General features: G+C 50.0%; 13 protein-coding genes and 1 pseudogene. 3 read left to right on the top strand and 11 right to left on the bottom strand.

Annotated features, from left to right (window positions below; genetic code table 11):
- Nucleotides 1-3: 3 nt before the first annotated feature.
- Together C2U37_RS17495 and C2U37_RS17490 are read left to right on the top strand one after the other, a co-directional pair.
- Nucleotides 4-957: an IS1595-like element ISKpn3 family transposase gene (locus tag C2U37_RS17495; RefSeq protein ID WP_104452780.1), complete on the top strand. Its 954-nt coding sequence runs from the start codon at nucleotides 4-6 to the stop codon at nucleotides 955-957.
- Nucleotides 958-1,200: 243 nt separating this feature from the next.
- Nucleotides 1,201-2,430, top strand: a complete 1,230-nt coding sequence (locus tag C2U37_RS17490) for a sensor domain-containing diguanylate cyclase (RefSeq protein ID WP_104452779.1) — start codon at nucleotides 1,201-1,203, stop codon at nucleotides 2,428-2,430.
- A 93-nt stretch (nucleotides 2,431-2,523) separates the two neighbouring features.
- Here C2U37_RS17490 and C2U37_RS17485 read toward each other — a convergent pair whose 3' ends face one another.
- The 4 genes from C2U37_RS17485 to C2U37_RS17475 all read right to left on the bottom strand — a co-directional run bounded on the left by C2U37_RS17485 (nucleotide 2,524) and on the right by C2U37_RS17475 (nucleotide 4,095).
- Nucleotides 2,524-2,961, bottom strand: coding sequence for a GGDEF domain-containing protein (locus C2U37_RS17485; protein WP_104452778.1), 438 nt, complete (start codon nucleotides 2,959-2,961; stop codon nucleotides 2,524-2,526).
- A 2-nt stretch (nucleotides 2,962-2,963) separates the two neighbouring features.
- A complete protein-coding gene (locus tag C2U37_RS24915; RefSeq protein WP_199770464.1) occupies nucleotides 2,964-3,185 on the bottom strand; it encodes an integrase core domain-containing protein in 222 nt (73 codons plus the stop codon).
- Between the two features lie 11 nt (nucleotides 3,186-3,196).
- Nucleotides 3,197-3,625, bottom strand: coding sequence for a DDE-type integrase/transposase/recombinase (locus tag C2U37_RS24910; RefSeq protein ID WP_199770463.1), 429 nt, complete (start codon nucleotides 3,623-3,625; stop codon nucleotides 3,197-3,199).
- Between the two features lie 155 nt (nucleotides 3,626-3,780).
- Entirely contained in the window at nucleotides 3,781-4,095 is a 315-nt protein-coding gene (locus C2U37_RS17475) for a transposase (RefSeq protein WP_039026396.1), read from the bottom strand.
- 56 nt (nucleotides 4,096-4,151) lie between these two features.
- Here C2U37_RS17475 and C2U37_RS17470 point away from each other — a divergent pair.
- Nucleotides 4,152-4,376: pseudogene (locus C2U37_RS17470) on the top strand (transposase); the annotation flags it as partial.
- Nucleotides 4,377-4,538: 162 nt separating this feature from the next.
- Here C2U37_RS17470 and C2U37_RS24715 read toward each other — a convergent pair.
- The 7 genes from C2U37_RS24715 to istA form a co-directional block, all read right to left on the bottom strand.
- Entirely contained in the window at nucleotides 4,539-5,186 is a 648-nt protein-coding gene (locus C2U37_RS24715) for a hypothetical protein (protein WP_158656269.1), read from the bottom strand.
- A 911-nt stretch (nucleotides 5,187-6,097) separates the two neighbouring features.
- A complete protein-coding gene (locus tag C2U37_RS17460; RefSeq protein ID WP_233768418.1) occupies nucleotides 6,098-7,108 on the bottom strand; it encodes an AAA family ATPase in 1,011 nt (336 codons plus the stop codon).
- Nucleotides 7,109-7,328: 220 nt separating this feature from the next.
- The gene (locus C2U37_RS17455) at nucleotides 7,329-7,586 is read right to left on the bottom strand and encodes a hypothetical protein (protein WP_016351021.1); all 258 of its coding nucleotides are present in this window, start codon (nucleotides 7,584-7,586) and stop codon (nucleotides 7,329-7,331) included.
- A 536-nt stretch (nucleotides 7,587-8,122) separates the two neighbouring features.
- Complete coding sequence (locus C2U37_RS17450; RefSeq protein WP_052816466.1) at nucleotides 8,123-9,085, bottom strand: site-specific integrase; 963 nt, start codon at nucleotides 9,083-9,085, stop codon at nucleotides 8,123-8,125.
- Between the two features lie 137 nt (nucleotides 9,086-9,222).
- Complete coding sequence (locus C2U37_RS17445; protein ID WP_233768417.1) at nucleotides 9,223-9,960, bottom strand: site-specific integrase; 738 nt, start codon at nucleotides 9,958-9,960, stop codon at nucleotides 9,223-9,225.
- A gap of 84 nt (nucleotides 9,961-10,044) precedes the next feature.
- Nucleotides 10,045-10,800 (bottom strand): IS21-like element ISAs29 family helper ATPase IstB, encoded by a 756-nt coding sequence (gene istB / locus C2U37_RS17440; protein WP_059296348.1) that lies wholly within the window; start codon nucleotides 10,798-10,800, stop codon nucleotides 10,045-10,047.
- Nucleotides 10,801-10,814: 14 nt separating this feature from the next.
- Nucleotides 10,815-12,356, bottom strand: coding sequence for an IS21 family transposase (gene istA / locus C2U37_RS17435; protein WP_024944013.1), 1,542 nt, complete (start codon nucleotides 12,354-12,356; stop codon nucleotides 10,815-10,817).
- Nucleotides 12,357-12,363: the final 7 nt, after the last annotated feature.

Raw genomic sequence — 12,363 nt, 5'->3', positions numbered from 1 at the left:
ATCATGGCCAAAAGCAAAATCCAATTCCAGAAAGGCTACAGCCTGTTTGAGTTTCTCAAGGACTATGGCACTGAGGCTCAGTGCGAAAACGCGCTGTTCACTTGGCGTTTTCCTAACGGCTTTGTCTGCCCTGAATGTGCCAACAAGACCTGTTGTCGCCTGAGAAGGCGGCCACGTGTGTGGCAATGCAATCACTGCCGTCACCAGATGTCATTGACTGGAAACACGATTTTCGCAAACACCAAGCTCCCACTGACCAAGTGGTTTCTGGCAATGCACCTGTTGTCACAAACCAAAACAGGCTTGTCAGCGATGGAGCTAAAGCGCCAGTTGGGCGTCAAATATGACACCGCCTGGATGCTCAAGCACAAGCTGCTGCTGCAAGCCACGAAAGAATCCGATGACAAGCAGCCCATCAGCGGCATCATTCAGCTCGATGATGTCTACTGGGGTGGCGAGCGCCGTGGTGGCAAACGGGGTCGGGGCGCGGCAGGCAAGACGCCGTTTGTGGCAGCAGTGGCCCTGAACAAGGAAGGACATCCAATCAAGATGCGGATGACGGTGGTCGATGGTTTCAAAACCAAGTCCGTTGCTGATTGGGCAAAACGGCATATTGCCAGTGGTAGCGCGGTGATATCCGATGGATTGGCCTGTTTCAAAGCGGTCAAGGAGGCCAATTGTGAGCACCTGGGTGTTGTCACCGGGGGCAACCTGGACTGGCTGGATCATCCGGCATTCAACTGGGTAAACACGATGATAGGAAATGTGAAAAACTCGCTGCGGGGCAGTTGCCATACGCTCGGAGCGAAGCATTTACCAAGGCATCTTGCGGAATACTGCTTCCGGTTTAATCATCGTTTTGACCTCAAGAGCATGTTGGTTGAATTGGGGCATGCAGTCGTGGCAAGCCCTCCGATGCCATATCGGCTCTTGAAGCTGGCTGAGGGTCATGGGTAATCAGGTAGCTAATTGATTAAATTCACGATCTTTTTCTGGGATCATGAAGGGGCAAAAATCGCTTTACGGGTCTGATGGCGCTTGCTGCTGAATTTACTGTCGGCGAAGATGATTTGATGACCCATTATGTCACGCTGCGATAGAGATCTAGATGGAGATCACGATCTCAAGGTATTATTCGCATCATCGATTAAACAGACGTTATGCTACAAAAAGTCAACGCAGTACCGATAAGGACAAGATATGAACGATGTAACACTATCAGTTCAACGGTTAGCTTCATACAGAGAAGCCATAAAAAAAATTAAACAAGGCAAATGTTCCTTATCTTTCCCGAAGGATACCAACATAGAATCCATTCTCGATTTTGAATCTGATCTTGTTCAGTTGGCTGCCTGGCTTGATGCCCGACTTGATGGGTTTAATAAAATTCAAGAAATATCCACTGAAATCAGTAAAGGCAGTGTTCTTGATGAGGTTTTAAATCGCATATATGACACATTTCATGAAATAATACCTTACGATAGGATCGGCTGCGCATTAATATCTGATGATTATGAGCGGGTTTTCGCTCATTGGACAAAAAGAAATTACCCAGAAAAAGTAATGATCAAAAATGGATATACTGCTTTTTTAAGTGGTAGTAGTTTAGAGGGGATACTAACCACGCAACAACCCCGCATTCTTAACGACCTGCAACTATATTTAGCTGAAAACCCTAACTCATTATCAACTAAATTAATAGTTGCTGAAGGCATTCAATCAAGTTTAACCTGCCCGCTCATTGCAGATGGTAAGCCTATCGGTTTCATTTTCTTCTCTAGCAAAGAAAAAAACACATACATTGATGCCCACCAAAAAATATTTATTAACCTTGCAAGGCAAATATCATTTTTAGTCGAAAAAAGCCGTCTTTATCAACGCATCTATGACATAAACAATCAGTTGGTAAATGCATTGGCGCAACTCAAAGAGCAGTCTTCTCGGGATGCACTTACTGGTGTTTTTCATCGGGGCGCTATAATGGAATTCCTAAAAAACACCATCGAAAAAGACACAAGAAAAAAACAGCCTACTACTGTAATACTTGCTGATATAGATCATTTCAAACATGTCAACGACACATATGGTCATGTTGCTGGTGATACAGCGCTGAAGGAGGTCAGTAAAAGTTTAACTAACCACTTAAGGAGTCATGATTGTGTTGGGCGTTATGGTGGTGAGGAGTTTTTAATTATACTGGGTGAAACCAATGCCACAGATGCTCTGTTAATTATAGAGCGTATCCGTCAAGCAATTTCTGATCTAAAGTTTGAAAGGAATGAAGGCAATTTTTCTGTCACCATGAGCTTTGGTATTGCCTGTTCAGATAATACCTCACATATAAAGACTGAAGAAACATTACTACTAGAAGCGGATAGTGCTTTATATCATGCAAAAAACGAAGGTAGAAATCGTGTATGTATCGCATAAAAAGATTTAATTTGGCTTGAATAGTGAGAATCGGCATCTCACTGGGGAGCGAGGTGCCGTTGGTCCGTGGAGGATTGATCTGTGATCATCTAGTTACTTATGGACACAAACCTGATTTTTACCCGCATGCTTGGCGGTATACATCGCCGAATCAGCGGTATTTACCAGTTGGTCGGCAGATCTTTCATCATAAGGGTGATGCATCGAAATTCCGATACTCGCGCTGATGGTGGCGGTTACTGAATCGAGTTGTATCGGGTGCTGAAGGGTCTCCAGTATTTTTTGTGCCAACATATTGGCATCGGGAATACCGTGCTTAATGTTTTCCAATATTACAGTGAATTCATCCCCGCCAAGGCGAGCGGCAGTATCTGTCTGCCGAATACTAGCTTGTAAACGAGCGGCTACCTCACGCAAGACGGCATCACCGGCTTCATGGCCATGTGTATCGTTAATTTGTTTGAATCCATCCAGATCGATGAAAAGTAGTGCCAGAGACGCCCGAGTGTAATGACCCAGCCGTTCCTGCACAACTAAGCGGCTTCGGCATAGGCCTGCGCCGGTGTTTTCATCTTTAGCGCCTGGTGAGGACGCTTCTGGTTATAAAACTGGATCCAGTCGCCAATCACCCGACTGGCATGCTGCAAGGTCTCGAACCTCTGCCGATGGGCACACTGCTCCTTGAGCGTTCTGATCACCCGCTCGACCATGCCGTTTTGTTCCGGCGTGTACGGCGTGATGAACTCCTGCTGCAACCCATAGCTCTTCACCAGTGCTGTGTAGTTGCGGCTGGTAAACACCAACCCATTGTCGCTACGTAACAAAAACGGCGATGCAACTCGTCCCAAGCCCCGAAGCGAGCAATTAAGGCTTGCTCCAGCGCTGCCTCGGCCGTTTTCGATTTACCACTGCGCGAGAGATGCCATCCCAGTAGTTCACGGGTATGGCAATCAATCACCAGCGCCAAGGAACACCAGCCATCGCGACCAGCCCAGATCCGGCATAGGTCCGTCGCCCAGCGTTGGTTGGGCGCTGAGGCCACCGAAGGCAGGGCCTGGATCCGGGGGCGAAACCCAACCGGACGCTTGCGAACTTGCCAGCCCTTGAGCTGGAAGATGCGCTGTACCGTGTTCTTGTTGAACCCCAACAGGGCTGCAACCGTCCGGTAACCGAACGATGGGTTCTCCTCAATCATGTTTTTGATCGGGGTGACCAGATGCTCCTGAAGCTTGGGCGCGGCCTTGACGCTGCGGTAGTACCAACTACGACGCGGCAGGCCAAACCAGCGGCAGAGCTTGCTGACGGAGACATCAATACCTTCTGCGCGTAATCCCTGCTGAACATCGGCGACTATCTGTCGTCCTCGCCCAGCAGGGAGGCCAGCTTTTTTCTGGCGCGTAACTCCAGCATGGCCTCGCCATAAGCTTCCTGGAGTTCCTTGAGCTGCTTCTCGTACTGCTCGCGAATATCCAGTGGCTTGGCCCGTAAGGCGTTTTCCATGCCCCGTTTGGCGTCATCTACCCATTCTTCAATCTCGGAGGGCGGCAAATCAAAGGCTCGAGCCGCTTCGGCGACGGTGGTCTTGCCCTGAATGATTTCCATGACCAAGGCGGACTTGCGCTTGGCCGTCCAACGTTTGATTTCTTCGTCCATCGTGATGCTCATGTCTGTGATCTCCACTCATTATGACCTGAGCAGGATTTCAGTGGGTCATTACAAACAAGCATCCGCGAAAAAACAAGGCTGTGATTGCCTTTGAGAGGCTCAAATCCAGCATCCGCGCCAAAGTGGAGCACCCGTTTCGGATCATCAAACGTCAGTTTGGCTTTGTGAAGGCGCGGTTCAAGTGGCCGGGGCTGCGCAAGAACGACAACCAACTGGCGATGTTGTTTACGCTGGTGAATCTGTTTCGCGTGGACCAGATGATACGGGCATGGGGGGGATAGCTGTGCCCAAAAATCGAGATAAGCCTCGAAAATGAGGCTAAATGGCGCTTAATAGCCGAATACTTGCGGCAAAAAGTTAGGTTTTTGGAGTGATGGGCATTTCAAATGCGGACAAAGAGCTCGTGGTGAAAGTGCGATCCACTTGTTCGCACCTTCCCTAGACTAACTGCTCGCGACACAAATCCCGTTATCCCGCAGCATTCCATCCGAACACCGTGCGACAGTGGAGTGAAACGCATCGCTGAGGTCGTAAACCGGATCGTGGAGCAAATTGAACTCGGTCACTAACAGGCTGGGGTTCATATGAGGATGGCTTGGGATTGCACCCAGCAGGTGGTTACGCAGATGCTGGGTCATCTGGAAAAAATTCTCGCCCGATAACAGGGGGGTATCCAATCGAATCAGCTCAGTGAATGGCTGTGGATAGCTAGAGTCGATGATATAGCCGCTGACCTGATAGGTGTATGTTCGATCCCTTAGTCGCCTCTGGCATCTATGCCCATCCTCTGGTTGCGTATAGCACTGCTCCCGGGGTGGCTGCGGGATAAACTCGAGATGCGGCAGATCGGGATGACCCAGCAGGATAAATTGGGTGATCAGGCAGTGTCGAACGTCGGCGCTGCCACTGCCAGCATTAAAACCAGCTTTGACGCTGTCACGTCGCAGTTGGTTGAAATGTTTAGCCAGCAAAATGGGTTGGTTATAGGATCTTTCATCGATAAATGGGAGCACAGATCCGGGCTCGGTGACATAGCCGTTTAGGTGGTAGATGAATGGGCCGATGAAAGGCTTTTTAGTTAAAATTATCATGATTAGTCCAGTGGGGGAAATTGGCAAACGGTTGCTGTGGTGATGATATAACAATCATCTTATTTGAATACTCTTGGAGCAGAACCCGATCACGAGCCCCACGAAAAATTAGTATAAATAGAGATATTGAAATTTTTAAATGTCTCCCGCCATTTCAAACTCCTATCGCATAGTTGATCCATCATGAGTCGCCATTGGTTTTCTAAGAATGTCACCACGGTAAACCGAGAGATCGCGATCTGTCAAGCCAGAAAACTGGATCATGCCATTGATTTTAAAGGAATTATTTATTGAAAAAATAATTGTACAAATTTTGCTCTTGGTTTTTTTTTGCTCATTCTGGGTGTTTGTTGCACAGTTATTGACCGGCAATCCCCCCCCGAAAAACTGGGGTGCTCATAAGAACAATTATCTCGTATCTTGAACGCACCAGTAACTTGGCCGACGGGTCTATCCTAACGAGATCAGAGTTGACCGTTAATACACTGAGATGAGTTCTTATTGACCGGCCTGCATTGCTAAACTCTGGATCATATATTCACATAGAACGCAGTTCTATGTGGAATTTATGAAAGTAAAGACGGCTTCCGATGAGACGCATTTTTACAAATGGCGATAAGGAGGAGAGTGCACTGAAAAAGAGGCAGCGTGAAGTTCAATCCCAGCCAGTAAAATAATAAAACCGTTTTTTTGTTTTCATGAAAAAATTCCTTTTTTATTTGAAAACAAACGGGGGGGTTAGATTTTTTTAAAATTAATACTTGATGCTTTCATACCTACTTATTTTCGAGATGTCAACCGATGAGGATAAGAGTAGATTTATCCTCATCGAGCCGGGGGATTGTTAAGGGGGTGCAATATATCACATGCAATACTTATATATATGTAGTTCATTGCACCATTGCATCCAATTAATTGGCGGATGTGGATGAATCTGCTAAATGTTTGATAGCAATGCCATCTGTTAATACATATTCAGTCCGTTCAGATGTCGCCACCCTTGTCACCCAACCATTATCGACACATTTTTTTATGTAATTTTTTGCCTGCCGTTCTTTTACAGAGAAATACTGGCAAAACCTCTCGGTCAATGTGGTGGCAGAAATCGCCTCCAGGCCTTCCAGTGCCTCCAGCAGCCCATCCATCAGCCTGTCGCGCTCCTCCCCGATGGCACTGACTAATGTCAGCCCAATACGATTAAGGAGTATTTCGTCAGGTGTTTCAACCGCCCTCGCACTGAACGTCAGGTTGTAGCGAGCGCCCTGACCCTCTCGCGTCCCCAGTGAGATGACACCATCGGCCTCACCATGAATCGAAGAAGCTCCCCGCATGCTCATTACGCCAGCGTTAACCCCACCTGCATTAGGCGAAGCCTTTCTGGCGTGATGAACGATGATGTGTGCAGCGGCGCCGCTGATTTTTCGAATGGCTCGCATCACCTGACCCATTTCGCCATTGTTGTTTTCCTCTGCATTATGCATCCGAGCGAGGACATCCCAGATGATCAAATCCGGTTGAATGTCGTTGACAATATCTATTATTGCCTGTGATGCCATAGGATCTAATACATCAGTCGATTTATAATCGCCGCACCGCAAGAATGTTTTAATGTTTTTTGCATCTCCCAAGTTGGTCTGTTCCGACATGGTGTAGTACCGCTGCCAAAACAATCTGTCATTGACCTCAAAATCCATATACAATACGAGCGCTGGCCTTTTAATTTCCCAATTTAAAAATACACTACCGCTGGCTACAGCCAAGCCCAACTGCGTTGCAAGCATCGATTTACCCGTTTTGGGCGAGCCATTAATAATCCACTGTTCGCCTTTTTCAATCAGATTATCCACCACCCAATTAGGGCGTTGCTGGCTGGAAATTAATCCAGCAGCAGGACTGAAATTATAATGTTTTTCATTATTCATAAACATACCTATATTATTGTGGTGACTTAGTACTATGTTGATATGTCTCATCGTTTACATATATGCATAAGCTAATCATGCGTATATGTATAATTAACTACCCCGTGTTGTTGCAGATACAGTGTTTTTATGTCTGATATTGCGCTATCAGTATGAAGGGCATGGATAATCAGGTATAAAAATGCCACCAACAATGGTGGCATTGGTCGTCTGTCCTCGATCAGCAAATGAGCCCGAGCGCCCGAAGGCGTTGGAGCGCCCGATCCTGTGCATCGTTCGAATAATCGGCTTCCAGAGTGATCCGAGCAAGGCGCTCAACCAGCCGCCTGCCACTTTCATCGAGCCTCACAGACACATCGAGCAATGACACTGTGTATTGAGTGTTACATGCCGATGCCAACGCAGCAGCCAGCACCCTGCTAGATCCGGTGCGCGGGTGTTCTGAAATGATTGCCAAAATTTCGTTTAGAATTTTCATCTATTTCCTCTATGTTGTTAAACAATATGGTGCCTTTTCGGCTGTCATAAATTCTGCTGGTTAGATACTGGTTGTGATGTAAACGCCCTCGATTGATCAGCACCAAGCGATGTTATGGCTGCGTTTTGTGTAATAACAAATAATCATCTAAACATTTTTTATGTCTGGTATTTCGCCATCAATATGGATGACCGTCACCGATATATAGGCATCAAGGTAGTTCCTCCTCGTGCCTCGTCAGACTCCACCTTGACCCCTATATTCGGCTCCTTTGTCATGCCATATTAATCGCTTCATACCCTCCATAAAAATGGGTTCTCCACCCCACTCCGGTCGCTGCGCAACCTACGGGGGTTCCGGTCTCGTAACCTCGACACACCCACATTCTTACGTTCGTAAGAATGTTTTACCCCGCGTTCTTACGCTGTGTTGGCTCTGCGTTCTTACGGTTGCGACGAAGGCGTTCTTACGGTTGCGCCCCAGGGGGATTTGCCATGCAGTGATAGCAGCAAGGCTGTCCCCCTGTAGCCGCTCCCTTATCGGGATAAGTCGTCATCGGCATCGCGATGCCGATTGATGAATGCCGCCATGCCTCTCGGCGTTGTTGGGGCAGTTGAATCTGCGCTCGGCGAAGGCTCAGCCACTGTTGTGGGTGTAGCTACCTGGCGATGAGTTTTGTTATCCACAGAAAGCTCGGCGTGCGTTGTCCTGATATGGCTCAGGTCAGCATCCGCTGGGCAAGTGGGTAACACGTTACCATTAGCGGATTTACGATTGCCGTATTTGTCCACAGAAGACGTTGCCTGATGACCCATGATGTAGGCAATGCGCTGCCGGTCGAGCCCAGACGCTTTGAGCTCAGAGCCCATCTGATGGCGCCAGCTGTAAAAGGTCGGCAGCGATTTTCGCGCCGGCCAGAGGTTTTTGCCCGCCGCACGCAGCTTGTCCTGCAATGAGCCAATTTTTGCTTTCTTTGCCTCGGTCACCATGAGTTGCAATTTCTCTGGCGAAATCGTGTCAAACTGTAAGACCCTATCTGCACCACGTTTGCCATCATGACTTTTTTTGGCTCCGATAACGGTGAGCCGATTACCCTGCGCAGTTATGGTGGCTAGTTCAGCAGGTCTTATCCCCGCGCGCATAAACAACAATATGGCCGCCAACATAGCGCTGTCATTACGCGCCTTAAAATACTGAATCAGTGCAACGAGATCATCATTATCGACCTTTTTAACTCTTTTTTGTTTTGCCTTAACCGGTATATCTGGCCTACTCAGGGCCTGAATTCGCTCGGCCGCGTCGGGAAAATTCAACAATTGTTGATGATATACCAGTGCACAGCGCAGTTTTCGCCAATAGCCAGGACTGCATTTTGAAGCGCGAGCCAACAATTCATCCGCAATGTTTTTTGCTGTGATATTAAGGCCCTTTTCCTTTAGGATTTCATAATGATTTTTTGCCAGTCTTTCATATTCCTTTTCCGTTGCCTGTGTAGCCATTCGGTCATCTCCCAGAGCGCTTGAATAACGCCTTCTTTAGATAGTGGGCAGGATTTCCCCACCCACGACGTGGATCCCTTTATTAAAGGTGCGATTTAGTTTTAAATTAATGCTGAATGCGTGATGTAGACAGTGATTTACTGCGCCACAGAAATTCGCTGCATTAAAACACTCATCAATCTCTGCATGACAGCAGGAGTTGCCAGTAATGCGTCGACATCGAATTCGCTTTCTGTGTTTTTATCTTCAGTTTTTTGATTACAGCTCGGCACAGTAACTTGAGCCTGCTGACCAGCCATACAGGCATTAAATACCGTGTCAGCCCTACCCCTATAATCAGGGGCGTCCTCCATCAACCACTTGCCATAATGGCGTACCACCATTTCTGTACCGGTGTGCCCCATCTGACGGGCTATCCACTCGATGCTGATCCCCGCCGAGAGCAGTTGGCTTGCATAGGTGTGCCGAAATTGAGATGGCCCCCGATAACGCACCCCAGCAGCCTGACAGAACGGCCTGAAAAACCGCTCACGGAACTCATCAACCGAGGCATAACTGCGCCTTTTGGCGTTGTAGTAAGCCAGCAGGGTGCGTTGTTCACTCATCTGAGTGCGATTGTCCGACCTCGTGACCGTAATCTTCTTAGCCTTACGATGCTCCGCTAGCCTCATCAAGGTTTTGAGAGATCCAACAGCCTGTTCTGACAGCTCTATCGTGCGAATAGATCCCCTGGTTTTGGGCGTTTTGTACTGCCCATCAACCAACGCAAGGTCAACCAATAAGGTCATCTTGTCGAGATTGACCGCCTCCGCACTGACCGCCATTAACTCACTGATGCGCAGACCCGTAGAGATACCGAGTTGGATGAGTGACACCTCCTGCGTATTCCGGCGAAGTTGAACAGCCATTCCGGCCAACGTGAACACCCTGATCCTTAACGCGCTCACGTCATCCCGTTTCTAACTCGACTGTTCAGATTGGGTCAACTCACTTCTCCTCTTTCTCATCGATTCTCCCTTCAGTGACAGCCGGTGAGCGTTGTGCATCAGCCGGTCCAGGATCGCATCTGCCAGGGTGTTGTCCCCCAAGCTCGCGTACCACTCTTCCGTTGGCAACTGACTGACCACGACCGTCGAGTATTTCCCATACCGATCATCCATGATCTCCAGCAGTGCGTTGCGTTGCTCGGCATTCACCGCTTCCAGTCCCCAGTCATCGAGGACCAGTAGCTCTATCCTTGCCAGTTGACCCAGCAGTCTGGCGTAACTGCCATCTACCTTGGCCTGGCTCAGTTCAAGCAGCAGACGTGGCAGCCGGTAGTAACGAGTGCTATGCCCTTGCTGACAGGCTTGGTAGCCCAGCGCACAAGCCAGGTAGGTTTTTCCACAGCCACAGGGGCCGGTAATGAGCAGGTTCTGGCCTCGGCGCAGCCACTCTCCTTGGGCCAGGTTTGCAACCTGTGACCGCTCCAGGTTGCGTGCAGACTGGTAGTCCACCTCTTGCACCGTGGCTTGGAGTTTGAGCCGCGCCTGCTTGACTAGCCGAGCTTGTTTACGTTGCTCCCGGCTCAGTTGTTCGTGTTCGACCAGCAGGCTTAGACGCTCGATGAAGGGCAGCCCTTCGTAGGTACTGGCCTGTTCCAGTTGTTGTTGCACTGCATCCGCCATGCCGGTCAGTTTCAGGTTTCTCAGGCGGGTCAGGGTTTGTTGGGTCATGGGGCGTATCCTCTTTAGTGGAAGCTCTGGGGGCCACGGATGTTCTCGTGCTCTTGCGATAACTCTGGGTAGCTCAGCGGGCTTGCGGGCAGTTTGTCGCGGCCACTGCTCAGCACCGACTTGAGCTGTTTGAGTCGCACCAGTCCTTCCCGATTAGCCAACTGGCAGCAGGCCTCGACCCGTGATGGCGGATACTCCCGGCTAAGACTCAGTAGCCCCAGGCAGAGTCGGTATGCCTGCTCGGCATGGGCTTTCTCTTCCAGCCGTTCGCTAACCCAGCACAAGGTGCCCGGTCCGATGTCAGCAGCCCATTGCTTGAGACGGCCTGGCGTCCAGCGTTGCTGTTTGCTGTGGCGTTCCGGCATATGTTCCGGGAGCGTGCTCATCCCCGGGATGGTTTTACGCGGATGGCTCGCGACCAGATGTTGCTGGTGATAGACCTGAAGCAAAGTGTCGCCAGCATGGAGCTCCAGTTGCTGGCCCACATACTGGTGTGGCACCGAGTAGTGGTGCTGCTCATAGCTGACGTGATAGTCGATGTTGACCTTGACCGTTTTGATGGCGACATAGCGATAGGGATGCACCGGCAGTGGTCCCAGCGCCGGGCGGTCCAACTGCTCAAACGCCTCGCGCCGGTTACCGGGCAGTTGCTTGAACGGGCGCTCGTTGAGTTCGTCCAGCAAGGCCCGGATGCACTGGTTGAGCTCGGCCAGCGAGAAAAAGGTCTGGTGGCGCAAGCGGGCGAGGATCCAGCGCTCGACGATCTGCACACCCACCTCAGCCTTGGCTTTATCCTTGGGCTTGTAAGGGCGAGCTGGCATCACTGCCACCTGATAGTGCTCGGCCAACTGCTGGTAGCTGGGGTTGAGCTCGGGATCGTATCGGCAAGCCTTGCTGACACCGCTTTTGAGGTTGTCGGGGATCAGCAGTGCCGGTGTACCGCCGAAAAACTCAAAGGCACGGACATGGCTTTGCAACCAGTCCGGCAGTGACTGTGACCAGGTAGCCTCGGCAAAGGTGTAGTTGGACGCACCAAGCACGGCGACAAAGATCTGGGCCTGACGGACCTCCCCCGTGGAGGGCGAGGCGATGGGCACCGTGGGCCCGCAGTAGTCGATAAAGAGCTTTTCCCCCGCCTTGTGGATCTGGCGCATGGAGCGCTTTTGCAACTGACACCAGGATTTGTAACGGTCGCAGAACTGGGAGTAGCTGTAACAGCTGTTGGGATAGCGCTGGGTGTACTCCTCCCAGAGCAGTTGTTTGGAGACCCCCTTACGCTTGAGCTCCTGATGGACAGAGGGCCAATCCGGTACAACATGGCGGGCCGAGATGGTGGTATCGGCCTGCGGATAGAACAGGGCCGCCAGTTGGCCATCATCAAGCTGGCTAGGTAAGGGCCAGGTCAGGCCGAGCGTCTGGGCACTTTTGAGGAGTTTCTGGATGGAGCCAACGCTGACCTTGGTGCAGCAACTTATCTGGCGAACAGAGAGGTCAGCTTCCAGCCGCAGTCGCAGCACTTCACGAATTTTACGCATTGCAATCCTCTTGGCAGACATAGGCTCT

This window comes from Aeromonas sp. ASNIH1 (assembly GCF_002934285.1).
In the GTDB taxonomy this organism is placed as follows: domain Bacteria; phylum Pseudomonadota; class Gammaproteobacteria; order Enterobacterales; family Aeromonadaceae; genus Aeromonas; species Aeromonas caviae.
This window is presented reverse-complemented; position numbering and strand designations above follow the sequence as displayed.

Coding starts and splice junctions, on each gene's coding strand:
- C2U37_RS17495 (WP_104452780.1), top strand. CDS start 4: ATGGCCAAAAGCAAAATCCAATTCCAGAAAGGCTACAGCCTGTTTGAG.
- C2U37_RS17490 (WP_104452779.1), top strand. CDS start 1,201: ATGAACGATGTAACACTATCAGTTCAACGGTTAGCTTCATACAGAGAA.
- C2U37_RS24910 (WP_199770463.1), bottom strand. CDS start 3,625: ATGATTGAGGAGAACCCATCGTTCGGTTACCGGACGGTTGCAGCCCTG.
- C2U37_RS17475 (WP_039026396.1), bottom strand. CDS start 4,095: ATGAGCATCACGATGGACGAAGAAATCAAACGTTGGACGGCCAAGCGC.
- C2U37_RS24715 (WP_158656269.1), bottom strand. CDS start 5,186: ATGATAATTTTAACTAAAAAGCCTTTCATCGGCCCATTCATCTACCAC.
- C2U37_RS17460 (WP_233768418.1), bottom strand. CDS start 7,108: ATGAATAATGAAAAACATTATAATTTCAGTCCTGCTGCTGGATTAATT.
- C2U37_RS17455 (WP_016351021.1), bottom strand. CDS start 7,586: ATGAAAATTCTAAACGAAATTTTGGCAATCATTTCAGAACACCCGCGC.
- C2U37_RS17450 (WP_052816466.1), bottom strand. CDS start 9,085: ATGGCTACACAGGCAACGGAAAAGGAATATGAAAGACTGGCAAAAAAT.
- istB (WP_059296348.1), bottom strand. CDS start 10,800: ATGACCCAACAAACCCTGACCCGCCTGAGAAACCTGAAACTGACCGGC.
- istA (WP_024944013.1), bottom strand. CDS start 12,356: ATGTCTGCCAAGAGGATTGCAATGCGTAAAATTCGTGAAGTGCTGCGA.